Consider the following 24,527-nt stretch of genomic DNA (forward strand, 5'->3'; position numbering starts at 1 on the left):
ATAAGTGCACAATAACATTGGCTACGAGAAACCAATAAGCCGAGTTCTGTTCCGCCAAAAGGAGGCGGTGACAATCATTTATCTGGGGCGCCTGTTGCCAAGCGTCTCAAGCGACACTACCCGGAAGGCCGACGGGCCGCCGGAGATCCTTCCCTATTTGGTCTTGCTCCATGTGGGGTTTACCAAAGCCAGCCGATCACCCGACTGCTGGTGCGCTCTTACCGCACCTTTCCACCCTTACCGACAGAATCGGCGGTCTAAATTTCTATGGCACTGTCCCTAAGGTTACCCTCGCTGGACGTTATCCAGCACACTGCCCTGTGGAGCTCGGACTTTCCTCATCTGCCGCATGACAGACGCGATTGTCTCGGCCTCTCGTACCAACGGTAAAGATTATACCATATATGGTATGTAGGTGTCAAAAACAGTCCTGTGCCATGTAGTACATGCCATAAAGCGACTCTATAGGAACAGAATATCTATTTTTACTCAATTTTTTTTAAATTTTTTGGAAAACACATCAATTAAATTGAATCCTTCCACGCTTTTCCGACAAGATCCTGTATAGCCAACAGTTTTTTACCGTGAAGATACTGTCCAAGTCCATCACAGATTTTCATTGTAATCTTGGGATCAGCGAAATTTGCCGTGCCGACAGCAACAGCAGATGCTCCGGCAAGGAAGAATTCCACTGCATCCTGCCACGAGGCAATCCCGCCCATGCCGATCACTGGAATGTGAACGACGTGCGCCACCTCCCACACCATACGCACAGCAATGGGTTTCACAGCGGGGCCTGAAAGCCCTCCCGTTCTGTTCCCGAGTACAGGCTGCCAGCGATGTATGTCAATCTGCATTCCTACAAGCGTATTAATGAGCGATACGGCGTCTGCGCCTGCATCCTCCACGGCAAGAGCCATCTCCGTAATACTGGTTACATTCGGAGACAGCTTAGCCATGACGGGATGATTGCTCTTTGCACGTACTGCACGCACGACCTCTGCCGCCGCACGCGGGTCCGTGCCAAAGACAATCCCTCCTTCCCTGACATTCGGACAGGAAATATTGACTTCAAGCGCCGCCACACCAGGAACGTTCAGACGATCAGCAACCTCCGCATACTCCTCAACAGAACTTCCGGAGATATTGACAATAACGTTCATTCCATAGTCTTGAATACGCGGCAGAGTCTCGTGGAGGAAGACCTCTACCCCTGGATTCTCGAGACCGATGCAGTTAAGCATTCCCTGTGGAGTCTCTGCAATCCGCACACCGTCATTGCCGCGCCGTGGTCGGAGCGTTGTCCCTTTAACCATCACGCCGCCAAGGCGTGAGAGATCAACGAAGTCCGCATACTCCTCGCCGAAACCGAACGTACCTGATGCCGTGAGCACGGGGGTCCTCATCTCAATGCCCGCAATATTGGTGCGAAGCAGTGCATCATAAGAAGTGTCCATGCTATAAGACATTGCTGTACACCTCCTCAGCAGAGAACACGGGGCCATCCTTGCAGACCTTGCGCCGCCCGCTGCGCGTATCTACGGCACAGGAAAGGCACGCCCCGAGTCCGCACGCCATACGGCGCTCCAACGACACCTCACAGGGCAGACTGAAGGACGCCGTCATCTGGGCGACGCGCTCCATCATGATCGGCGGGCCGCAGACGGCGACCGCATCATAATCCCCCTCCTGCAGGAGCTTCGGCAGAAGCGCTGTCACAAAGCCTTCTATACCGTACGAACCATCATCTGTTGTCGCGTGAACAGCGCGGACATGGGGACGAAACAGAGCCTCCCAGAAGAGTTCCGCCTTCGTGCGCCCCCCCATCAGTATGGAGGAACTGCCATGCGCCGCCGCAAAAAAGAGAAGGGGCGCCAGCCCCATCCCTCCTCCAACAAGCAGTGGATGTCGATACGTGACGTTAAAGCCATGCCCCAGAGGGCCGAGCACGGAGATCATCTCCCCCGCACCCGCCGCAGCGAGGAGCTCTGTCCCACGCCCGACAACGCGATAGATGATGCGGATCGCCCCCTCCTCTGCAGAGGTCTCTGCGATGCCGAGCGGACGCCGCAGTAGTGCTCCGCCATGCGGGACGGTGACTTCAACGAACTGTCCCGGCCGTGCACTGCGGGCAATCGTCGGGGCAGACAGCGTCAGATCATAGATCCCCGCCATCGGGCTCCGCTGATGCAGGACGCGGGCATCCTCACATATCTTAGGCAAGATCATCCCCTCCGCCGACATAGTCCTGCAGTGCGAGTGCATAGACAAGACGCCGCTTCTGCATAAACTCGAGGACGCGGAGTACCTCCCAAGCCGTATCGAGAGAAGTGAGACACGCAATCCCGTGTTCAACCGTGGCGCGGCGAATCTTAAAGCCGTCGCGTGCCGAGTGCTTTCCCTGCGTCAACGTGTTGATGACCATGCTGATGCGCCCGCTCTTGATCATCTCGATGATGTCCGTGCTGCGCTCATGCACCTTGCCGACGATCTCAACGTCGATGCCGAGCGACGCGATGACCTTCGCCGTCCCCTCTGTCGCCGCGATCTCAAAATCGAACTCAGAGAACGCCTTTGCAAGCTGCTTGAGCTCGTCCTTATCCTTATCCGCCACCGTAAAGAGCAGGCACCCCTTGGTCGGCACATTGAGCCCCGACCCGATAATCGCCTTGTAGAGCGCACGGGCATAGTGATAGTCAATGCCCATGACCTCACCCGTGGACTTCATCTCAGGGCCAAGCGAGATATCGACATCCGTCATCTTGGCAAAGGAGAATACGGGGGCTTTGACAGCGACATAGGGACGCGGCGGAACGAGCCCCGAGTGGAAGCCGAGTTCCTTCAGCGTATGCCCCATCGCAACCTGCGTCGCAACGTGAACCATATTGACGTTCGTGATCTTCGAAAGGAATGGAACGGTACGGCTCGAACGCGGATTCACTTCGATGATGAACACCTCGTCATGCGCCACGACGAATTGAATGTTGAGCAGCCCTTTGACATGCAGGGCAACGGCAAGACGCTTCGTATAGTCGATGATCGTGTAGATCACGCGTGCAGACAGCGTCTGCGGCGGATAGACCGCGATACTGTCGCCCGAGTGGACGCCGGCGCGCTCGATGTGCTCCATGATGCCCGGAATCACAACATCCACACCATCGGAAATGGCATCAACCTCGACCTCGGTGCCCTGCATATAGCGATCCACGAGCACGGGATGATCCGGCGTCACCTTGACGGCACGGCCCATATAGTCGCGCAGCTCATCCTCATTGTAGACGATCTCCATCGCACGGCCGCCGAGGACATAGGAGGGGCGAACCATGACGGGATAGCCGATGCGCGCAGCACCTGTGACAGCATCGTCGAGATTTGTCACGCTGATGCCTTCAGGACGTGAAATCTCCGTCTCTGTCAGCACCTCTTCGAACCGCTCACGATCCTCGGAGCGGTCAATATCGTCAACGGACGTGCCATAGACATGCAGGCCGGCGCGTTCAAGTTCAGCCGCGAGGTTGATGGCCGTCTGTCCGCCGAACTGGACAATGATGCCGTCCGGTTTCTCCTTGTCGGCAATGTTCAGCACATCCTCCACCGTCAGCGGCTCAAAATAGAGACGGTCGGAGATGTCAAAGTCCGTGCTGACCGTCTCCGGATTGTTGTTGATGATGATGGCTTCGATACCCATCTCGCGCAGCGCCCATACAGAATGCACCGAGCAATAATCAAACTCCACGCCCTGACCGATGCGGATCGGCCCCGAGCCGAGCACAATCACCTTTCTCTTGTTCGATACGGCGACCTCGTCCTCCGTCCCGCGGAAGGTGGAGTAGTAGTACGGCGTCATCGCCTCGAACTCAGCAGCACAGGTATCCACCATCTTATAGCACGGCAGAATATTGTTGCTGCGGCGCATCGTGCGGATTTCATCGCGCGTCTTATGGGTGATCTCGGCAATGGAAACATCGGCAAGACCGACCCACTTTGCAGCAGCGAGAAGATCTGGCGTGAGCGGCTCCTCCGCGAGCTGACGCTCAACATCCGCGATATGCTTCAGCTTATGGATGAACCACTTGTCCACCTTTGTGATGCGCGAGATGTCGTCCACGGACAGCTTGCCGCGGCGCAGCACCTCCGCCATGACAAAGATGCGCTCATCGTTGATGAGGGCAAGCTGTTTTTCCAGACGTTCATCATCCCAGTCGGCAAAACGTTCCAGATAGAGACGGTTCACGCCGATCTCGAGGGAACGAGCCGCCTTGAGAATAGCCCCCTCAAAACTGCGGTCAATGGACATGACCTCGCCCGTCGCCTTCATCTGCGTGCCAAGGGTATGATCCGCATAGACGAACTTGTCGAACGGCCAGCGCGGGAACTTCACCACGCAGTAGTCAATGGCAGGCTCAAAGCACGCCTTCGTCTTCTTCGTTACCGAGTTGACGATTTCATCCAGCGTATAGCCTATGGCGATCTTCGACGATACCTTCGCAATCGGGTAGCCCGTTGCCTTCGACGCGAGTGCCGAAGAACGGCTGACGCGCGGGTTCACCTCGATGACGTAGTACTGATCGCTCTTCGTATCGAGCGCGTACTGTGCGTTGCAGCCGCCTTCAATGCCGAGTTCGCGGATGATCCGTAGACTGGCACTGCGCAGCATCTGATACTCGTGGTCGGTCAGGGTCTGCGCGGGCGCAACAACGATACTGTCTCCCGTATGGACACCGACAGGGTCAAAATTCTCCATACTGCAGACGGTAATGCAGTTGTCGTTCCCGTCACGGATGACTTCGAACTCGATCTCCTTCCATCCCGCGACACTGCGCTCGATGAGCACCTGCCCGATCATGGAGTAGTTCAGCCCCTTGATGACGATGGCGATGAGTTCTTCCTCATTCTCAGCAATGCCGCCGCCCGTACCTCCCATGGTATAGGCAGGGCGAACGATGACAGGGTAGCCGATCGTGTTGGCAAAATCCACAGCTGCGTGGACATCCTCGACAATCAGGCTCTCGGGGATCGGCTCCCCGAGTTTCTCCATCGTCTCCTTAAAGCGCTCGCGATCCTCCGCCTTCTCGATGGCATCAAGAGACGTACCGAGGAGCTCCACACCGTACTCCGCCAGGATCCCCTTCTCTGCAAGCTGAACGGCAAGGTTTAGCCCCGCCTGTCCGCCGAGCGTGGCGAGAAGACCATCTGGCTTCTCCTTGGCAATAATCTCCGTCAGGAACTCCACCGTCAGCGGCTCGATGTAAACACGGTCGGCGATATTGGTGTCCGTCATGATGGTGGCGGGATTGCTGTTGACGAGGACGACCTCCAGCCCGTCTTCCTTCAATGCACGGCAGGCCTGTGAGCCGGCATAGTCAAACTCTGCGGCTTGCCCGATAATGATGGGGCCGGAGCCGATCACCATGACTTTATTGAGATTTTCCTTACGCGGCATCCTCTCACTCCCCCTTCATCAGTGCCCAGAACTCATCAAAGAGATACATGTTATCGTCGGGTCCCGGCGCGGCCTCGGGATGATACTGCACCGAGAAGATTGGCAGCGACGTGTGCCGCAGTCCCTCGACGGTATCATCGTTGACGTTCGTATGCGTAATGACGAGCGGTGTCCCCTCAAGCGAGGCGGGGTCAACCGCATAGCCGTGATTCTGCGCCGAGATATGCACGCGGTTCATCCGCAGATTCTTGACAGGCTGATTGCCGCCGCGATGGCCAAACTTCATCTTATAAGTCTTTGCGCCAAAGGCGAGCGCGAGCAGCTGATGCCCGAGGCAGATGCCGAAGATCGGCTTCTTTCCCGCCATCTTCTGAATCTCCGCAACGATCTCAGGCACATCCTGCGGGTCTCCCGGTCCGTTGGACAGAAAGATGCCGTCGGGATTCAGCGCAAGCACCTCCTCGGCACTCGTATACGCAGGCAGTACCGTGATCTTCGCACCAAGGCGGTTGATATTTTCCAAAATGCTGCGCTTGACACCGAAGTCCAGCGCGGCAATATGCGGCGCGTCCTCCTGATCCGTCTCCATAATATAGACTTCGGGCGTTGTGACCATCGCCACGAGATCGCGCGGCAGCTCCTCCGCCTGCAGTGCAGCGATCTCATCCGGCTCCGTGCCGTCGGGGACGATCACTCCCTTCATCGAGCCCGCAGCGCGAATATGGCGTGTCACCGCTCGCGTGTCTACGTTATAAAGGCATGGAACCTTGCTCTGCGTGAGAAAGTCAATCAAGCTCTTCTCAGACTGCCAATTATTCGGTGCATCGCAGAGCTCACCGATGACAAAGCCGCGCACAAAGGGGCGGCGGGACTGCATAAATTTCTCTGCCGTACCATAGTTCCCAATCAGCGGGTAGGTCATCGTGAGAATCTGTCCACAGAACGACGGGTCGGTCAGACTTTCCTGATACCCCGTCATGGTCGTCGTAAAGACAACCTCCCCCACCGTCTTTGCGCTGCCGTCCAGCAGCTCTCCCGTATAGGACGAACCGTCCTCCAAAATCAGTTTTCCTCTCATATTGTTATGACTCCGTCCTTCATCACAATATTCCCGTCCACGACCGTCAGCACAGCCTTTCCTCGAAGTTCCCGTCCGACAAACGGCGAGTGGCTTCCCCGCGTGTAAAACTTTTTCTCGTCCACCGTCCAGACGCAGTTCGGATCAATGACCGTCACATCCGCCGGTGCCCCCTCGCGCAGCGTCCCCGCATCGAGATGAAAGATGCGCGCAGGCGCATAGGTCATACGCTCGATCAGCGTCTCAAGCGGGAGCTTCCCCGTGTGGACCAGCTCCGTCATGAGCACGCCGAGTGCCGTCTCAAGCCCCGGGAAGCCGCTCGGCGCATAGATGTACTCGCGATCCTTCTCCTCACGTGCGTGCGGTGAATGATCTGTTACGACCATATCAATCGTCCCATCGAGCAGACCCGCCAGCATGGCCGCTGTGTCTTTTTTCGTCCGCAGCGGCGGATTGACCTTTGTCGAGCTGTCCGTTGGATCGACGCAGTCCTCCGTCATCGTGAGATGATGCGGCGTAACCTCCGTCGTCACGTGCACACCGCGCGCCTTCGCCTCACGTACCAGCTGGACGGCACGTGCCGAACTGATGTGGGCGACGTGAACATGCGCCCCCGCGTACTCGGCGAGCATGATGTCGCGCGCAACGGCAATATCCTCGGCGACAATCGGGCGCCCCTTGATGCCGAGCATCGCACTGCGATGCCCCTCATTCATTGCTCCCTCCTCTACGAGAGAGGTATCTTCCTCATGATTGATGATTGCCTTATCAAACGGCGCAAGATAGTCGTATGCACTGAGGAGAACCTTTGCCGACGGATCGAAATGACCATCGTCTGAGAAGGCGACCGCTCCCGCCTCAACCATATCGCCGAGCTCTGCCAGCTCCTTGCCCTCCTGGTTCTTCGTCACGGCACCGATGATGCGGATGTGCATGACCGCCGTCTCTTCGGCGCGCTTCTGCAGGCTCTTCACCAGTGCCGCCGTATCGACGACAGGACGCGTGTTCGGCATCGTCGCAATCGTCGTATATCCTCCTGCCGCTGCGGCGCGCGAACCGGAGGCAAAATCCTCCTTTGCCTCCTGACCGGGCTCGCGGAAATGCGTGTGCATATCGATCAGACCGGGCACAACTACCTTTCCCGCAGCATCGTAAATCTCTGCGCCGTCGGCGGCAAGATTTGCGCCAACGGCGCGGATCACACCGTCCTCGACGAGGACATCGGCAACTTCATTTCGTTTGGAGGCGGGATCAATCACCCGTCCCCCTTTCAGCAGCAACGCACGCATTCAGGCCTTCCCTCCCATCAGTACCAGTGTAAAGAGCGCCATCCGCACGGCGACCCCGTTTTTAACCTCCTCCTGGATCCGCGACTGCACACCGTAGGCGACGGACTCGGAGATTTCCCATCCCTTATTCATCGGACCGGGATGCAGCACGAGAGCATCCGCCTTCGCCAGTGCGAGCCGCTCCTCACTGAGCCCGTAGATGCGCGCGTATTCACGCGTCGACGGGAATAGCCCGCCCTTCATGCGCTCGAGCTGTATGCGGAGCACCTCTACTACGTCAGCCCCCTCAAGAGCATCCTCCACGCGGTCATGGATCGTGACGCCCTCCTCCTCACACAGAAAGCGCGGGAGAAGTGTGCGCGGTCCCGCGATATGGACATCCATCCCCATCTTTCGCATGCCCTGAATGTCAGAACGCGCCACGCGGCTGTGCAGAACGTCACCGAGAATGGCAACCTTCAGCCCCGCGAGTTTCCCCTTGTTTTCCTCAATCGTATAGAGGTTAAGCAGCCCCTGTGAGGGATGCGCATGCGCGCCGTCCCCCGCATTGATGATGACAGGAGAGACCGCCTTGGCAGCGTAGGCAGCCGCGCCCTCAGCTTTATGCCGCATGACAATGGCATCCACGCCCATCGCCTCGATCGTATAAAGCGTGTCGCGCAGGCTCTCCCCCTTCACGATGCTCGATGCGCTCGCCGTGATGTTCACCACATCGGCGCCCAGATACTTTCCTGCCAGTTCAAATGACGTCCGCGTCCGCGTGCTCGGCTCGTAAAAAAGCGTCACTATCGCCTTGCCGCGCAGCGCAGGCACCTTCTTGATGTCGCGTCCGACGATATTCTTCATTTCTCGTGCCGTACTGAGAACCAGACGGATCTCCTCGGCGGAAAAATCCCCCAGACCAAGCACATCCCGTCCTTTGAGCGATAACTCCTGTCCCATGTGCATCCCCTTTCAACAAAAAAGCCTTCTCACGCCGAAAGAAAGGCATAAGAAAGCTTTGCATCCAAAATAAACTCGAATGACCGCGTCGAATATTTCATTGAAAACTCCCTTAAGGCCTCACAGGACCTCTTAAAAGGCAATATATAGAGAAGCAACGTGCTAGGCACTCACTTACTTTTCCTTATTATACGAGGTCATGACAAAAAAAGCAATGGCAAAAAACGCCATACATTTGTATTATGTGCTATGCATCAATCGCTAAGGAAACAGAAAATTTTTTCCAGCCCCCTTTTCTTAAAGAAAGTCCTGCACATTCCTTGTAAATCAAAGGGTTATTGAAATACGGCGCATTTTGGCGTATAATGCGTTGAGAATTCACCATGATGGGAATTATACCAATCCATAGGGGGATATTGTATGTCATTAATTGTAAAGAAGTTTGGCGGAAGTTCGGTGGCTACCCCGGAAAAGATCAAGAACGTAGCAAAACGTATATTGCGTGAGAAAGCCCCCGATGACCGCATTGTCATGGTGGTATCTGCCATGGGCGATACGACAGATGATCTCATCGCGCTGGCCGGCGAGGTGGTGAAAACCCCCTATCAATACACCCGCGAGATGGATATGCTCATGACGACGGGCGAGCAGGTCTCGATTGCGCTGCTCGCGATGGCGTTCCGTGCCTTGGGACAGCCCGCCATCTCCCTCACCGGCGGCATGGCAGGAATGCGTACAGATCATGCGCATACCAAGGGGCGTATTCTCGGAATTGAGCCAAAACGCGTTCACGAGGAGCTTAAAAAGGGCAACATCGTCGTTATCGCCGGATTTCAGGGCACAGATGCCGACGGCAACCCTGTGACACTTGGACGCGGCGGGTCGGATACCTCTGCCGTGGCAATCGCGGGTGCAATCGGTGCGGATGCCTGTGAGATCTACACGGACGTTGACGGCATCTACTCCGCTGACCCGCGCATCGTCAAGGGCGCACGCCGTATGAAGGAAATCACCTACAACGAGATGCTCGAGATGGCGCGTCTCGGCGCGGGCGTCATGCAGCCGCGCTCGGTGGAGATGGGACAGCTCTACGGCATCCCCATCCACGTTCGTTCGACCTTTACTGCAGAACCCGGAACCATCATTAGGGAGGAATATACAGTGGAAGAAAAGTCCTTTATCATTCGCGGTGTCGCACATGACGAGCATGTCTCAAAGATTACGGTACTTGGCGTCTCCAACGTCCCAGGTGTTGCATACAAGATTTTCTCAGCTCTCGCCGATGCAAACATCGATGTGGACATGATTGTGCAGAGCATCCGCAGTGCCGACTCCAATGTGACCGACATGGTATTCACGGTGGCATCCATTGACGCCGAGGAAGCGCGCCGCGTTGTTGAAGGGATTTCAGCAGACATCCACGCATCCGGTGTGTCCATTGACAATGATGTCGCGAAGATCTCTATTGTCGGAGCTGGAATGCTCGGCAACCCCGGTATCGCCTCCCGCATGTTCGGTGCACTCTCCAATGCAGGCATCAACCTTGAGATCATCAGCACTTCCGAGATCAGTATCTCCTGCCTCATCAAAGGCGGCAGTGTCAAGGACGCCGTCAACCGCATCCACGACGAGTTCTTTCCGAATGAGGCATAAGAATACGTGTATACACCTGCGTGGCTTGTGGACATAAGGAGAGCCGCGCGCTATCATCATATTACGCTACGACGGCACGGATCAACGATGCCCTCCCCCAGTGGAGGACACGATGATCCGTGCTTTCCATCGAAAAGGAGAGCATATAACATGGCAATTCAAATGGCAGCATCACACGCGGCGTCGCGCCGCCTGAAGGACGCGATCTTCGGAGCCAATGCGGCGTGCCGCGCCGCAATCGCAGAGCATGGCGAAGAGCGCGTGATCAACGCGACAATCGGCGCCGTCATGGACGACAACGGAAAATTGGCGCATCTGCCGACAGTTGAACGCGTCTTCCGCTCCCTCCCCATTGAGGATTATATCGCCTATGCGCCGATCTCAGGGCTCCCGGAGTATCTCGAGGCTGCCATCGACATTACATTTGCCGGCAAGCGTCCTGCGGGCTATCTCGCCGCCGTCGCAACGGCAGGCGGAACGGGAGCTCTGCGCACCGCCGTCGACGACTACGTCGAGCGCGGCGATCAGGTGCTCACCTCGGACTGGTTCTGGGGAACGTACAATGTCATTTGTCAGGAACTTGGCTCCTCTGTCACGACTTTTACACTGTTCGACGAAGCCAACAACTTCAATCATGCAGCGTTCTCTGCGGCAGTCGATGCCCTTTGCAAAAGACAGGACAGCCTGCTCATCATCCTCAACACACCTGCGCACAACCCGACGGGATACAGCCTTTCTGCGGAGGACTGGGATCACGTTCTGGACACGGTCAAAGCACAGGCAAAGACCGGAAAGAAGATCCAGATCCTCGTCGATATCGCCTACATCGACTTTGCAGGCGAAAAGTATGCGACGCGTGCCTTCATGCAGAAGTTTGCAGGACTCCCCGAAAACATCCTGACACTCTTTGCGTTCTCCATGTCCAAGGCGTATACATTCTACGGACAGCGCTGCGGCGCACTCATTGCCCTCTCTGCAAGCAAGACGGTCATCGATGAGTTCAGCGAGATCAGCAAGTATACTGCACGCGCAACGTGGTCGAACATCAACCGCGGTGCGATGACGCTTCTGACGCGCATTCAGCAGGACAGCGCAGCGTATGCCGCCTATGAAAGTGAGCGCGACGCACTATACCGCCTTGTACAGGAGCGCGGCGACATCTTCATGCAGGAGGCTGCGGCGTGCGGTCTGCCCGCCCTCCCCTATAAGGGCGGCTTCTTCCTCGCCATTCCTTCGAGTGATCCACAGGCCGTCTGCGATGCCCTCCACGAGGATCTCATCTTCGCCGTTCCGCTGAAAATGGGCGTGCGTATTGCGGCATGTTCCGTACCGAAAATAAAAATGCATGGTGTGGCAGAAAAAGTAAAGCGCGCTATGGAGAAAATTTCTTGACATTCGTGTAAAAATTTCTTAGAATAGCGACGTGTGATATTTTTTCATGTATCCATTAGCCCCGGAAGCGTGAGTGCATATCGCATCAACCAACATTGAAAACTCTTACTCTCTAGGGGGGAATAACGTGAAAACCACGGTTATGGCAAAAGCTGCCGATATTGAGCGCAAATGGTATGTCGTAGATGCAGAGAACCAGACGGTCGGACGTCTTGCAGCGGAGATCGCAAAGGTTCTGCGCGGCAAGAATAAACCCATCTACACACCTCATGTTGATACCGGCGACTATGTCATCGTCATCAATGCTGAGAAGGTAAAGTTCACGGGAAAGAAGCTGACGGACAAGACTTACTTCCGCCACTCCGGCTATCAGGGCGGCACGACCTTCACAACGGCCGGCCAGATGCTCGATCGCTTTCCTGTCCGTGTCATTGAACACGCGGTCAAGGGCATGCTTCCGAAGAACAGTCTCGGCGCACAGATTTTCCGCAAGCTCAACGTTTACGCCGGCCCGGAGCATCCCCATGCAGCACAAAAGCCCGAACCGCTGAAGTTTGATATTCGCTGAGTTTTGTATAAGGAGGAATCTGTTCAATGGCACAAGTCACTTATTATGGAACGGGTCGCCGCAAGACCTCGGTCGCTCGTGTACGTCTCGTTCCTGGAGACGGCAAGGTTACCATCAACGGCCGTGAGATGGCAGAGTACTTCGGGCTTAAGACGCTTGAGCTGATTGTTCGCCAGCCGCTGAATCTGACGGAAACCGTCGATAAATATGATGTCATCGCCAATGTCGCTGGCGGCGGTGCATCCGGTCAGGCGGGTGCGATCCGTCACGGCATCACACGCGCACTGATTGAGATGGACGCAGAGCTGCGCCCCGCGCTCAAGAAAGCAGGCTTCGTCACGCGTGACCCGCGTGAGAAGGAGCGCCGCAAGTACGGTCTCAAAAAGGCACGTAAGGCTTCCCAGTTCTCGAAGCGCTAAGGTACGTATACGAAATCCCCTCATCCAAACGGAAGAGGGGATTTTTATTTGACATTCACCGTATATTAACATATTATATAGCTATAAAAAATATGTTTTAGAAGGAAGCATCGATATGAAAATCTCAGCGAAGGGCCGCTATGGAATCGCCTCTATGGTCTTTTTGGCGCGCAGCTACGGCACCTCCTCCCCTGTCACTATCATCAGCATCTCGGAACATCTTGGCATTTCAAAAATCTATCTCGAGCAGGTGTTTTCTCTTCTCAAACGCAGCAAGCTTGTCAACTCCATCAAGGGATCACAGGGCGGCTATCAGTTGGCGAGGCCGCCACATGCCATCACTGCCTACGAGATCCTGTCTGCCATTGAAATTGCTCTGATCGAAAGAACGGGAAGTGCCTCCGAAAAGATGGAGAAGCTGAACTTCATTCTTTCCCGTGACCTCTTCGACGTACTCGATCAAAACATTCACAATACACTCAACGCCGTAACACTTGAGGATCTCCTTACTGCGTGGAAACGCGAGGAGAACAGCGAGACACTGATGTATTTCATCTAAATACCTGCGCTCCGAGGAAAATAAGCAAACCGATGCAGCCGCCGACGAGAGAGCCATTGACACGGATCCAGAGAAAGTCCTGCTCCACCTTGTCATAGACAAGACGATTCAGCTCCTCATCTGTGAGGCACATAAGCGCGTCGGACACAACGATACCGACCAATGCCTGTGCGTGGAGAGCTGACCGTGCGATGAGATCATACATCAGGCGTGTCATGATCTGCTGCAGATCACTGTGCTCCATGAGGAGCATCAGCATCCGCTGATACTCCTCATGGAGTATGCTGCGCAGCTGCTGATAAAAGGCTGGCATGTGCTCCTCCATCGGATCCACGTCACGCTGGAGATCAGCCTGCACATGTGTCCGCAGGCCGCTCAGAATACGCTCAATTGACGCATCGATGGGAAGTGTCTCTGCCAATCTCTTTTGCAGCTCGCGCACGAGTGCGGCGAGTTCCTCATCCCGCCCGAAATCAGAGAGCGCATTATGGATCAGCTCTGCCGCATGATTCTGCAGCGGCGAATCATCCCGTCCCAGCTCGTCGAGAACATGACATGTGTGCTGCTGAATCAGTTCTGCCCCCTCATCTAGATTGATTGTATTTGTCAAAGTGAGAATATGCGACAGAAAACCGTCGCCGATCTTTTCCCGCTCCAGCTGCTCCAGTACACTCCTTATGGAGACATACGTCTCCTCTGACGCCGCCTCCCTGACAAGCATCCGTGAGATACTTGTCAGGGCTTTTTTATCCCATCCCTTCTCGCGCAGAAGCTCGTCGAGGCGCCGCACCAGCATGGCAGGATCTTCCTGCAGAAAAAAACCTTTCAAACGGGACGAAAGATAGGAGACAACCGGTGCGTTTTTACGACGCAGCAAAGAAACATGGATAAAATGGAGCACCATACCCGTCATCCGCGCCTCTGTCTCCGGTTGACGCAGATAGTTCTGCATCATCGGAAAGAGATGCATCTGTTCCATGTGATGGAAGATCTTGCGCTTGGAGAAGAATTCCTTCTGAACCATCGTTACAATAGATTGGACAAAGCTGTCGCGGCGGCGCGGCAAAAGTGCTGTATGGTAAGGAAAGCCGAGCGGCTTCCGAAAGATCGCCGTCACTGCAAACCAGTCCGCAACCCCGCCGACCAGTGCCGCTTCGCTCACTGCAAGCAGTGCACACGCCCAGAAGGAATCCATAAACCTGATATGGAGAAAAAGAGCACACAGAAAGAGCACTGCCGAGAGCAGCAGGGCAGCATCCGCTTTATTCCACGTACGCATCAAAGCCCCCACATCCTTTCCGTCATGCAGACGATGAGGGAAAGTGCCATACCGACTGCTGCGCCGACCACAGCCCCATTGATGCGAATCATCTGAAGATCGGTGCGTACCTTCCCTTCTACGAATAAAACGAGCTCATCGTCCGACTTCTGGTTCAGGTAGTCGCGCACAAAGCGGGCAATCATCCCGTGATGTTTCTCGACCTCTCCCTCCGCGAGCGATTTCATCCATCGGTCGACACGACTCTGCCATGGGGCAGAATGGGCGAACGCTTCAATTTTCTTATGCAGAAACTCTCGCACGTAGGGAATCCAGAACGGATGATTCCCTTTCATGCGGCTCTCGATGAAATCCGCCAAAATGGACTCCATGTCAATATCCTCAATCAGGTGCTCCTTCGCCCGACGCATCGTCACACGAAAATCACCATGATCGCCGAGCGAAGCAAAGAACGCAGAGAGTGCCTGGACTCCTTCGTGGTGACGAGGATTCTCCGTCTCTAATGCCGCTGTCAGAATTTCCTGCAGCCGTTCCGTGATCCACGATGCAATCATCATATCGTCTACGAATGAGAGCACGAGAGCACGGATCATCCCATCGCCCTCATATTTCTCACGAATAGAAGCTATATTGTCATGAAGGATCTCTTGAAAGAGTTGGGTCTGCACCAACTGGATCCCGACACGGACGAGCACCTGAAAAATCCGCTCCGTGTGGTGCTGCTCTGTAAAGAGCGCCATCAGATCTCCTGCATGATCTTCAAGCGGCAGCTGATAGAGTGCCTGTTTCACGTACGGCGTCAGCTCATGCGCAATGCGCATACTGTCAAGATCTGCTGCCGCATAGCGGAGCACATCGATGGCCGTGTCTGTCAGACGTTCCTCCCCGCCGCGATGCAGCAAATAGTCTGCGAGCATTGCCCCCATATTCTCGCGCTCAATGACCGCCATAATATTCTTCTTGCTGAGGAGATCCTCCGAGGAGAACGCAACGATCGACTCCATAATCCGCCCGCGATTCCGACGCAGAATATCTGTTCGGTGCGAGATACCAAGAGGTCGGCCGAAGATTGCCTTGATGGCGAACCAGTCTGCCAGTCCGCCGATCGTCGCCGCGATAAAGCCATGATGCAGTGTCGATAGGAGGAGACTGCTCCCCTGTCCTGCCGTCCCAACAGCACCGAGGGCACTAAGTGCGAGGGCCAGATTTGCCTGATGTTCCTTCTGCAATCCAATCGCCTCACAGTGTTTCCGCTAACCGTTTGAGATAAGCGCGGAATGGGATACCAAGATCACTGCGGCGCAGAGCGAACTCCACCGTCGCCTCCAAGAACCCGAGCTTATCTCCCAGATCATAGCGGCGTCCCTCAAAATTATAGGCATAGACTGTGTCCTGCTGCGCAAGCACCTTAAGTGCATCAGTCAACTGAATTTCCCCTCCCTTGCCGGGCTCCGTATTCTGCAAGATGGAGAAAATCTCAGGGCGGATGATGTACCGACCAAGTACTGCCATACGGCTCGGTGCCTCCGCAAGTGCCGGCTTCTCGATCATATCGGAAACACGCATCAGGCGGGCATTCTCCATCGTTCCTGCCACAATACCATAGGAGGAAACCTGTGCATCCGCGACGATCTGACACCCAAGGACAGAACGCCCCGTCTCCTCATAGATATCGATCAGCTGACGCAGCGCAGAACGCTGCGGATGATAGACGACATCATCACCAAGGAGGACGGCAAACGGCTCATTGCCAATAAAGGAACGCGCACACAGAATTGCATCCCCCAGACCACGCATGTACTTCTGGCGGACATAGTGGACATTGACATCTGTCGTCTCACGCAGGACATCCAAAAGATCCTGTCGCCCCTTGCGCATGAGTTCATGCTCCAGTGTCGGTGCAGAGTCAAAATGATCTTCGATGGCGCGTTTTCCGTGTCCGCTGATGATCAAAATGTCCTCAATCCCGCTTGCCAGGGCTTCCTCCACAATATACTGGATGGTCGGCTTATCGACAATGGGCAGCATCTCCTTCGGCGTTGCCTTCGTCGCAGGAAGAAAACGTGTTCCATACCCTGCTGCCGGAATAACCGCTTTTCGTATCTGCTGTGCCATCTGCTACACACTCCATCCATATAAATAGAGCGGGGGGTGATCGAACCCCCCGCATATTTCACATCACTCAGCGTGCCAGAACCTCAAGCACCGCACTGCCAATGTCTGATGTACATGCCGTTCCGCCGAGATCCGGTGTCAGCGTCTTCTTCTCCACGAGCAGCGTTTCAATGGCACGGAGGACGCGCTCCGCCCATTCCTTTTCACCGAGGAACTCCAACATCTGAGCAACCGACCAAATCGATGCCAATGGGTTCGCAATTCCCTGCCCCGCAATATCGGGCGCACTTCCATGAATTGGCTCGAACATCGATGGGAAGCGTCGCTCCGGATTGAGGTTTGCCCCCGCAGCAAGACCCATACCCCCCGCAATGGCAGCACCGAGATCGGTGAGAATATCGCCGAAGAGATTGCTGGTCACAACAACACCGAACCGCTTTGGATTTTTGACAAAAAACATACTCGCCGCATCAACAAGAAGGGTGTGTGTCTCGACATTAGGGTACTCTTTTCCGACTTCAGCAAAGATCTCATCCCAAAATACCATCGAGTAACGCAGTGCATTTCCCTTAGAGATTGAGGTGAGCGAACGCTTCTCTCTGCGCGCCAGCTCATAGGCATAACGTATGACGCGCTCACAGCCATAACGTGAGAACACTCCCGTCTGAAGTGCCGTCTCGCGCGACGTTCCAGGGTAGAGACGCGTACCAACATTCGCGTATTCTCCCTCACTGTTTTCGCGCACCACGATCATATCGATATCGCTTGGAGAAGCGTCCGCCAGTGGGCACGGCGCACCGTGGAGAAGTCGTACCGGACGCAGATTGATGTACTCATCAAAGCCGCGGCGAATACGGAGCAGGAGATCCCCGAGCGATACATAATCCGGAACACCGGGATAACCGACGGCTCCCAGATAGATCGCATCGTAGCTGCGCAGGAGGTCAAGACCTTTCTTCGGCATCATCTCACCGGACTTCAGATAGTATTCACAGCCCCATGGAAAATCCTCAAATGAGACGGAAAAGCTGCCATCCATCTGTGCAATACCGGAAAAAACCTTTTTCCCCTCGGCAATGACCTCAGGACCAATTCCATCCCCTGCAATCACTGCGATATTAAACTGTTTCATGCTCATCACTCATCCTGTAAATCCCAACCGATCAGAAGGCCTCTGCTATCGTCTTGATCAGCAGCGACTCCTGCTGACGCGGCAAACCACTCTGGTGCAGCGCGCGACCGAAACCAATAAGGAAATCGATTTTCTGCAGACGTGTGAGCTTCGTGCTCTCACGCAGCACTCGCGTCAGAGCCTGCACGCCTGTGACACTCGGATCACGCCTGAGCTGCACCTGCATCGCAAGCTGACCTGCAAGAATGTGACGACGTACCTCCTCCGAGATTCCTTCAAGGCTCTCTGCCGGTATTACTTCACGTGCAGAGTATGCAGGAACCCCTTCCGGACGAACCGTATGCTCAGGAACCGGAGATACATCCCGCGTAATGGGCGGCGCAAGATGGGAAGACTCATTCATGGGGGAGAATTGCTGCGGCTGCTGCGGAACAGCAGGAGACGTTGCAGGGGCATTCAATGTAAACTCGCGCGGCAACTGCTGATACCGCTGTCGTTCCGGCCGGCCTTCAGCATCTGCAGGCTGCGGCGGAAGCTGTGCCTGCACAGCGGCAGGAGCGGCGGGCGGCGGCATCGGGACAACGCGCTCCTGTTGTGGAGGTGTCTGCATTGGTTGCTGCTGCATCGGCGGCTGTGCTGGACGCGCCGGAACCACGGGCATCGGTCCGCGCTTCAGATTCACATCTCCGACGAGCTCCTGTGGTGGACGACCTTCCTTCGCCGCGAGCTTCTGCTCACGTTTGACATCTGCTGCCGTAATAATGACAGGCTTCGCCTTCTGAGCAGCAAGTGTAAACGAAGGCTGTGCATTATTGCGTGCTGCAATTCCCTCATCAACCGTCTCCCAACGAAGGCGGGTCACCTGCGGGGTACTTTTGGCCGGAGCCGTGCCGACAGGACGGACAGAGGCATCTTTGTGCTGTGATGAGATGGACGCTTCATAGTGGTCTGCGCCAGCTTTCTCCTCCACCGCAGGTGCTTTCACATGATCCGTCACCAGACGGTTCGCACGAAAGAGATCCTGTGAGTCTACCGTCCCCGGTGTTGCCGCAAATGCGCTGCCGGAAGAAATGGTAACCAGCACGGCCGCGGTAAGCATAGTCTTTTTAGATGAGATCTTCATGATTCATTCTCCTTCTTTCATTCTCTCCCATAATTACAGCGCTACTTCATACTGCGTGCGCCCGCCATAAGGGTGGCAACGGACTTCGCGCGAAGCATCGGATTATCAATGAGCTCCAGCCCATAGCGCTGTCCATTCGTGCCACGGAAGAAAAGTACTGCCATCTGGTTGTCTGCCTTCGCCGTTGCGTCGACGACACCGTCCCCGTCCTCATCGATATCGACCTCCTTCGCCGTCATAGCAAAGATGGCTTTATTTGTATCCGAAAGGTTAATCAACATGATCCCTTCATAGCCATTGCTGTTCTGAATGCGCTCCAGCAGGTTCACCGCTTCCTCTGGCTTGATGGTATTGAGGTTCGGTACCGTTTCATCTGAAAATGCATTGACGAGAACAACCCATGCATACTTAATATTGTACTCTTCATTGTCGAATACGAGAATCTCACCCTCGCGGTTCTCATAGAGCGCCGATGCCGGGATCACACCAACCGGCTTTTGCGGACACATGATACGGTAGCCGTACTTTGCACTCTCATAGGCATAAGTCAGTGCATCCGGCGCGATCGTTTCAGCTGCTGCCTGTGCAGGAGCCGCTGCATCCGCAGGTGCTTCAGCCGCGGCGGCATAGGAGCCGCTGTAAAGGAACACCGAAATTGACAAAGCTGCGGCGAGTTTCTTATAGTGATTCATTCATCCATCTCCCTGAGCATCTCCTGCACCATGATAAGAGCCTTACTGACTGCGGCGCACTTGATTTCAGTACGTACGCCTGTAAAAAGGTTCTTTTGAACGGCATTCTTTCCGTCCACCGTTACGGCAATATAGACCAGGCCAACCGGTTTTTTTGCAGAGCCTCCACCGGGCCCCGCGATCCCCGTTATGCCAACACCGATATCTGTTCGGATAAGGGAACGTATCCCCTTCGCCATCGCCAGGGCCGTCTCGGGTGAAACAGCACCATACGCTGAAAGGATCTCCTCCGGAACGTGCAGGATACGGGACTTAACAGCATTGGAATAGGATACAACGCTGCCCATAACATAGTGCGAACTTCCAGGCACATCTGTGAGCGTACTCGTCAGCAAACCGCCCGTACAGGACTCCGCACAGGAAATTGTATACCCTTTTGCAGAAAGCAGCTGCCCGACATCATCCGGCAGACGTTCCCTCACAAGCGACATCACTGCACCCTCTCCCCAACAATATCATAGGTAAAGCCTTGAAGGAGGCGGACGCGGACAATCTCGCCCGGCGCACTCTCTGCATCACCCTCAATGTAGATCTGCCCATCGACCTCAGGAGCCTCACGATACGAACGCCCCACCGCAATCCCCGACTGCTCTGCATCGTGTCCTTCGATGAGAACATCCAACTCCTGACGCTCAAGTCCGATATTGATTTCCTCGGATATCTTGCTCTGCAGACTCATGAGATCGTGATAACGTTCCTGCATCACCTCTTCAGAGACCTTCTTTCCCATCGCGGCGGCAGGCGTATCCTCTTCCTCGGAGTAGGTGAAGATCCCAACCTTATCGAATCGCTGCTTCTCCACAAAGCGGCGCAGCGTTTGATACTGGGCATCGGTCTCGCCCGGGAAGCCGACGATAAATGTCGAACGAATCGCTACCCCGGGGATGCGTGTACGGAGTTTACCGATCAGCTTCTCTATATCCGCACGTGTATCAGGACGATTCATCGAACGCAGTACGGCATCATGAGCATGCTGCAGAGGGAGATCAACGTATTTTACCACCTTCGGTTCCGTTGCAAAAACCTCAATCAACTCATCCGTAAAATACTTCGGATAACTATAAAGGACACGAATCCACGCAATCCCATCGATCTTCGCAAGTGCGCGGAGAAGCATCGGAAGCATCGGTTCATGATAGCGGTCAAGCCCATAGTTCGCACTGTCCTGCGCGATAAGAACAAGCTCGCGTACACCATTTTCAGCAAGCTCCTGCCCCTCTGCCACGATGTCCTCCATCGGCCGGCTACGGAAACCGCCGCGGATAAGCGGAATCGCACAGAAAGCGCAGCGATGGTCACAGCCTTCCGCAATCTTGACATATGCGGTATAGTGCGGGGTTGTCCGCAAGCGCGGTGTCTTAGCATCGTAGATTGTGTCGTCCTTCCCTGCGATAAGAAGACGGCGCCCCTTAAGCGTCTCCTCGATCACTTCCATGATACGGCTCCACGCCCCCGTCCCGATAATAGCATCCGCCTCAGGGATCTCGTCGAGAAGCTGCTGCCCGTATCGCTGTCCGAGACACCCCGCCACAATAAGACTGCGGCAGCGCCCCGTCTCCTTGTAGTCTGCCATCCCAAGCACCGTCGTGATCGATTCCTCTTTTGCCGACTGAATGAATGCACACGTGTTGACGATCAGGATATCCGCCTCCGATGGCTCATTGGTGATATCGATGCCATGTTCACGCATGATGCCGAGCATAACCTCAGTATCGACCAGATTCTTTGCACAGCCAAGGCTGATAAAACCTGCTTTCACTGATCACATTCCTCCGCTATTACTCTTCGTAAAATCGTACCTCTTTGATCCACCGATCCAGCATGGCTTTCTTTTCTTCCGAGCTGAAATACGGCTTGCTCTTAAAAAGATTGATATTCTTTCCCGCAAACATCTGATATGAGAGCGTCACGGGGTTTGTTGTCAAAAGATAGATATGTTGCCGTGCAAGCGCAAGCTGCGCCTCATCCGTCAGCAACCAATCAGCAAAGTCCTCTGCCGTCTGCACATCATGCTCTCCGGCACGAAAGGCAATCCCTGTACCATAGACCACCGCTGCCGACCCATCCGTTGGATAAAGCACGCGAATCGGATAGTCGTCATGGATATAGCGGAGAGTTTCACTGAGCACGGCGACAGAAAGATCTACCTCCCCCATCCCTGCCTGACGTACAGGAGTATGCAGATATCTGGAATATTGCATAATTTGTGGCTGAATCTTACGCCAGATGTCAAAAGCATGTGGCTCTCCATACTCAGCGATCATACTGTAGAGAAGATTTGATGCGGCATCTGCTGCCATAAAATCCGTCGTTCCGATACGAATATCTTTTTGCTCTGCAAGCATCTTCCATGAGTTTGGCAGGTCAAGATGTGTACGCAGATAATCCTGATTGACAGCAAATACGACAGGATCATACCACACTCCCGTCCAATAACCGTTTGGATGACGAAAGCCATCCGCTACCTGATCACTTTTCTCAGACTGATAGGGAACAAGATATCCTACAGCAGCGGCACGATCAAGAGTCTCGCGATCTGCCAAGACAAGTGCCGCCGGATCCTTTCCCCCTTTCGACTGTTCTTCAAGACGAGACAATACTTGCCCGGCAGAGAGCGCGACAAAGTTCACTCGAATATTATACTCTTTTTCATATGCTTCAGATAGTGCCGCCGCAGCCTCCGTCGGCAGTGATGTATATGCCGTAACCTCCTGGAGCGGACGGCGCGCCATTGCTGTTCCCTGCGGTTTGGAGGACAGATATGTAAGCCCTGCTGCAGCAAGCAGAAGCAAAATGCCCGTCATCAAAACAAAGAACGGAACCCGCTTCATGAAAAAAACCTCTCGGATAGAAAACATAAACCCTTTCTATTATAAACAATTCACCCCGAATCTACAAGCAATTTTATCCATCCTTCTCCCAGCAATACAAAAAGATGCCCTCGTCCATCGAAGGCATCTTCTGATCTGATCATTTTCCTGTCAGCATCCGCGCCGCCTCTGTAATGTAATCAGCGGTCAGGCCGAACTCCTTCAGCAAAGCCGCTGCAGGACCGGAGTGGCCAAACACATCATTAACACCAATGCGGTGAACAGGAACAGGGCATTCCTCGGCGAGTGCGGAGCAGACGGCCTCGCCAAGTCCGCCGATGATGTTATGCTCCTCCACTGTAACAATCCTGCCGCAGTCACGCGCCGCTCGGATCACCGTCTCCGTATCAAGCGGTTTGATCGTCGCCATATTGATCACACGCGCGCTGATGCCCTCGGCAGCAAGACGCTTGCCTGCCTCGATTGCCTCCGGCACAAGAATCCCCGTGGCAATGACCGCGACGTCCGTGCCATCCTGCAGGACTTCCCCCTTGCCGACGGCAAAAGAGAACCCCTCCGCATGGTAGACCGGTGTCGCCGCACGTCCGAAGCGGATGTAGACAGGCCCCTCCATCTCATAGGCGGCACGCACCATCTTGCGCGCTTCCACATCATCCGAGGGACACATGACCGTCATGCCAGGAATCGTACGCATGAGAGCAAAATCCTCACAGCACTGATGCGACGCACCATCCTCCCCGACGGAGATGCCGCCGTGCGTCGCACAGATCTTGACGTTCAGATGAGGATATCCGATCGTATTGCGCACCTGCTCATAGGCACGCCCCGCCGCAAACATGGCAAACGTCGAGACGAACGGCACGAGCCCCATCGTCGACAGACCTGCGCCGACATCCACCAGATTGCACTCTGCAATGCCGCAATTGAAGTGACGATCGGGGAATGCCTTCTTAAAGATTGCCGTCTTGGTTGCACCGGCAAGATCCGCATCCAGCACGACGACGTTATCGTGTTCTTTTCCTAATTCCACCAATCCGTTGCCGTAGCTCTCACGGGTTGCGATTTTCTTTACCTCTGCCATGCTCATGCCTCCTCGATGCTCTTTCGAACCGCAGCCAAGTCCTCCAACCCCTGGGCAAGCTCGGCATCATTAGGAGCTTTGCCATGCCAGCCGACCTGATTCTCCATAAAGGAGACATCCTTGCCCTTGACCGTCTTCATCAGAATCACCGTTGGTTTCTTGCTGCCCTTATTCGCATGGAACGTGTGGAATGCCGACGCAAGAGCAGTGAAATCATGCCCGTCAATCCACTGAACGGCACAGCCGAACGCCTCGAATTTCTTATCCACAGGAGCACTGTTCATGACATCTGCTGTTTTGCCGTCGATCTGAAGCCCGTTGACATCCACCGCAATGCAGAGATTGTCGAGACCATAGTGCGCGGCGAACATCGTCGCCTCCCAGATCTGTCCTTCGGCAAGCTCGCCGTCACCGAGCAGTGTGTAGACGTTGATGTCCTTTCCAAGATACTTCGCGCCCTTTGCCATGCCCGCAGCCGTCGAAAGCCCCTGACCAAGCGAGCCTGTAGACATATCGATGCCGGGCGTGAGGTTCATATTCGGATGCCCCTGCAGACGCGATCCAATATGACGGAGGGTCAGCAGCTCCTCCACGGGAAAAAATCCGCAGTTCGCCAGTGTCGCATAGAGTCCCGGTGCAACGTGCCCCTTGGAAAGAACAAAGCGGTCGCGGTTCGGATCACGCGGATTTTTCGGATTGACACGAATTTCCTTATTGTAGAGATAGGTGAAATAGTCCGCTGACGAGAGTGATCCGCCCGGATGCCCGCTTTTCGCCGCATGCGTGCCGCGCAGAATCCCTTCGCGCACCTTTACTGCAAAGAGCTGCAGCTCTTTCTGTTCAGCCGCTGTCATAAAACTCCTCCTCATCC

22 protein-coding genes and 1 other RNA gene are annotated in these 24,527 nt (G+C 55.0%); 5 read left to right on the forward strand and 18 right to left on the reverse strand.

The window, feature by feature from the left end:
• Positions 1-20 precede the first annotated feature (20 nt).
• From rnpB to HMPREF0908_RS01230, 7 genes are all read right to left on the reverse strand, one after another.
• Positions 21-378: RNase P RNA component class A (gene rnpB / locus HMPREF0908_RS10395), an RNA gene on the reverse strand.
• Between the two features lie 146 nt (positions 379-524).
• Complete coding sequence (locus HMPREF0908_RS01205) at positions 525-1,469, reverse strand: dihydroorotate dehydrogenase (RefSeq protein WP_006689584.1); 945 nt, start codon at positions 1,467-1,469, stop codon at positions 525-527.
• Positions 1,459-2,244 carry a dihydroorotate dehydrogenase electron transfer subunit gene (locus tag HMPREF0908_RS01210; protein ID WP_006689585.1) on the reverse strand — a complete coding sequence of 262 codons (786 nt, stop codon included), beginning with the start codon at positions 2,242-2,244 and terminating at the stop codon, positions 1,459-1,461. The genes HMPREF0908_RS01205 and HMPREF0908_RS01210 overlap by 11 nt, the downstream gene beginning before the upstream one ends.
• Positions 2,216-5,443, reverse strand: coding sequence for a carbamoyl-phosphate synthase large subunit (gene carB, locus HMPREF0908_RS01215; RefSeq protein ID WP_006689586.1), 3,228 nt, complete (start codon positions 5,441-5,443; stop codon positions 2,216-2,218). The genes HMPREF0908_RS01210 and carB overlap by 29 nt, the downstream gene beginning before the upstream one ends.
• Before the next feature lie 4 nt (positions 5,444-5,447).
• Positions 5,448-6,521, reverse strand: coding sequence for a glutamine-hydrolyzing carbamoyl-phosphate synthase small subunit (gene carA / locus HMPREF0908_RS01220; RefSeq protein ID WP_006689587.1), 1,074 nt, complete (start codon positions 6,519-6,521; stop codon positions 5,448-5,450).
• A complete protein-coding gene (locus tag HMPREF0908_RS01225) occupies positions 6,518-7,810 on the reverse strand; it encodes a dihydroorotase (RefSeq protein WP_006689588.1) in 1,293 nt (430 codons plus the stop codon). The genes carA and HMPREF0908_RS01225 overlap by 4 nt, the downstream gene beginning before the upstream one ends.
• Complete coding sequence (locus tag HMPREF0908_RS01230) at positions 7,811-8,758, reverse strand: aspartate carbamoyltransferase catalytic subunit (protein ID WP_006689589.1); 948 nt, start codon at positions 8,756-8,758, stop codon at positions 7,811-7,813.
• 414 nt (positions 8,759-9,172) lie between these two features.
• Between HMPREF0908_RS01230 and HMPREF0908_RS01235 the strand changes: the two genes are divergently transcribed.
• From HMPREF0908_RS01235 to HMPREF0908_RS01255, 5 genes are all read left to right on the forward strand, one after another.
• Positions 9,173-10,405: an aspartate kinase gene (locus HMPREF0908_RS01235; RefSeq protein WP_006689591.1), complete on the forward strand. Its 1,233-nt coding sequence runs from the start codon at positions 9,173-9,175 to the stop codon at positions 10,403-10,405.
• A 150-nt stretch (positions 10,406-10,555) separates the two neighbouring features.
• Positions 10,556-11,797: an aminotransferase class I/II-fold pyridoxal phosphate-dependent enzyme gene (locus tag HMPREF0908_RS01240; RefSeq protein ID WP_006689592.1), complete on the forward strand. Its 1,242-nt coding sequence runs from the start codon at positions 10,556-10,558 to the stop codon at positions 11,795-11,797.
• A 142-nt stretch (positions 11,798-11,939) separates the two neighbouring features.
• Positions 11,940-12,365 (forward strand): 50S ribosomal protein L13, encoded by a 426-nt coding sequence (gene rplM, locus HMPREF0908_RS01245; RefSeq protein ID WP_006689593.1) that lies wholly within the window; start codon positions 11,940-11,942, stop codon positions 12,363-12,365.
• Between the two features lie 26 nt (positions 12,366-12,391).
• Positions 12,392-12,784, forward strand: a complete 393-nt coding sequence (gene rpsI, locus HMPREF0908_RS01250) for a 30S ribosomal protein S9 (protein WP_006689594.1) — start codon at positions 12,392-12,394, stop codon at positions 12,782-12,784.
• 115 nt (positions 12,785-12,899) lie between these two features.
• On the forward strand, positions 12,900-13,343 hold the full coding sequence (locus tag HMPREF0908_RS01255) for an RrF2 family transcriptional regulator (protein WP_006689595.1): 444 nt from the start codon (positions 12,900-12,902) through the stop codon (positions 13,341-13,343).
• Here the strand turns inward: HMPREF0908_RS01255 and HMPREF0908_RS01260 are convergent.
• From HMPREF0908_RS01260 to HMPREF0908_RS01310, 11 genes are all read right to left on the reverse strand, one after another.
• The gene (locus tag HMPREF0908_RS01260; RefSeq protein WP_006689596.1) at positions 13,336-14,622 is read right to left on the reverse strand and encodes a DUF445 domain-containing protein; all 1,287 of its coding nucleotides are present in this window, start codon (positions 14,620-14,622) and stop codon (positions 13,336-13,338) included. The genes HMPREF0908_RS01255 and HMPREF0908_RS01260 overlap by 8 nt on opposite strands.
• Positions 14,622-15,851: a DUF445 domain-containing protein gene (locus tag HMPREF0908_RS01265; protein WP_006689597.1), complete on the reverse strand. Its 1,230-nt coding sequence runs from the start codon at positions 15,849-15,851 to the stop codon at positions 14,622-14,624. Before HMPREF0908_RS01265 ends, HMPREF0908_RS01260 begins: the two co-directional genes overlap by 1 nt.
• A 10-nt stretch (positions 15,852-15,861) precedes the next feature.
• Entirely contained in the window at positions 15,862-16,737 is an 876-nt protein-coding gene (galU, locus tag HMPREF0908_RS01270; protein WP_006689598.1) for a UTP--glucose-1-phosphate uridylyltransferase GalU, read from the reverse strand.
• 67 nt (positions 16,738-16,804) lie between these two features.
• Positions 16,805-17,869 carry a tartrate dehydrogenase gene (locus HMPREF0908_RS01275; RefSeq protein ID WP_040572465.1) on the reverse strand — a complete coding sequence of 355 codons (1,065 nt, stop codon included), beginning with the start codon at positions 17,867-17,869 and terminating at the stop codon, positions 16,805-16,807.
• Positions 17,870-17,900: 31 nt separating this feature from the next.
• Positions 17,901-18,992: a hypothetical protein gene (locus HMPREF0908_RS01280; RefSeq protein WP_006689600.1), complete on the reverse strand. Its 1,092-nt coding sequence runs from the start codon at positions 18,990-18,992 to the stop codon at positions 17,901-17,903.
• A 41-nt stretch (positions 18,993-19,033) separates the two neighbouring features.
• Entirely contained in the window at positions 19,034-19,684 is a 651-nt protein-coding gene (locus tag HMPREF0908_RS01285) for a hypothetical protein (protein ID WP_006689601.1), read from the reverse strand.
• Positions 19,681-20,175, reverse strand: coding sequence for a CinA family protein (locus tag HMPREF0908_RS01290; protein WP_006689602.1), 495 nt, complete (start codon positions 20,173-20,175; stop codon positions 19,681-19,683). The genes HMPREF0908_RS01285 and HMPREF0908_RS01290 overlap by 4 nt, the downstream gene beginning before the upstream one ends.
• On the reverse strand, positions 20,175-21,503 hold the full coding sequence (gene rimO, locus HMPREF0908_RS01295) for a 30S ribosomal protein S12 methylthiotransferase RimO (protein ID WP_006689603.1): 1,329 nt from the start codon (positions 21,501-21,503) through the stop codon (positions 20,175-20,177). Before rimO ends, HMPREF0908_RS01290 begins: the two co-directional genes overlap by 1 nt.
• Before the next feature lie 19 nt (positions 21,504-21,522).
• Complete coding sequence (locus tag HMPREF0908_RS01300; RefSeq protein WP_040572305.1) at positions 21,523-22,575, reverse strand: ABC transporter substrate-binding protein; 1,053 nt, start codon at positions 22,573-22,575, stop codon at positions 21,523-21,525.
• 139 nt (positions 22,576-22,714) lie between these two features.
• A complete protein-coding gene (locus HMPREF0908_RS01305) occupies positions 22,715-23,656 on the reverse strand; it encodes a transketolase family protein (protein WP_040572306.1) in 942 nt (313 codons plus the stop codon).
• Positions 23,657-23,658: 2 nt separating this feature from the next.
• Complete coding sequence (locus HMPREF0908_RS01310; RefSeq protein ID WP_040572307.1) at positions 23,659-24,510, reverse strand: transketolase; 852 nt, start codon at positions 24,508-24,510, stop codon at positions 23,659-23,661.
• Positions 24,511-24,527 lie beyond the last annotated feature (17 nt).

Origin of the sequence: Centipeda flueggei ATCC 43531, from assembly GCF_000160695.1 — a bacterium.
Lineage (GTDB): Bacteria > Bacillota > Negativicutes > Selenomonadales > Selenomonadaceae > Centipeda > Centipeda flueggei.